The sequence below is a fragment of the Cupriavidus sp. L7L genome, from assembly GCF_004353535.1.
Taxonomy (GTDB): domain Bacteria; phylum Pseudomonadota; class Gammaproteobacteria; order Burkholderiales; family Burkholderiaceae; genus Cupriavidus; species Cupriavidus oxalaticus_A.
Map to the genome: position 1 here is coordinate 1 of NZ_SMNY01000158.1, position 458 is coordinate 458.

1 protein-coding gene is annotated in these 458 nt (G+C 58.5%); it reads right to left on the reverse strand.

The window, feature by feature from the left end; translation table 11 throughout:
- Positions 1-458, reverse strand: a 458-nt coding sequence (locus tag E1J61_RS36740; RefSeq protein WP_133098642.1) for an IS3 family transposase, incomplete at both ends; no start/stop codon positions are given.

Consider the following 458-nt stretch of genomic DNA (forward strand, 5'->3'; position numbering starts at 1 on the left):
AAAATCTCAATGTACTCACGGACAGAGGCCATGGCTTCCATCCGGGTGGCATACCGATGGTGGTACACCAACTCTGCTTTCAGGCTGCCCCAGAAGCTCTCCATGGGCGCATTGTCGTAGCAGTTTCCCTTGCGTGACATCGAAGCCAGCATGCCGAACTGCGCTAGCAACCTGCGATAGCCGTGAGCACAGTATTGGCTGCCCCGGTCCGAATGATGAATCAGGCCGTTCCGTGGCCGCTTGCTGCGCACCGCCCGGAACAGCGCCTCGCCCACCAATTCTTGTGTCATTCTGGGCCCCATCGCGTAGCCCACGATCTCGCACGTGTACAGATCCTTGATTCCTGCCAGGTACAACCACCCCTCATCGGTCGCGATATACGTGATGTCAGTCACCCACGCGGCGTTTGGCCTGTCGGCTTCAAATTTCTGCTCCAGTAGGTTGGGCGCCACTGGCAG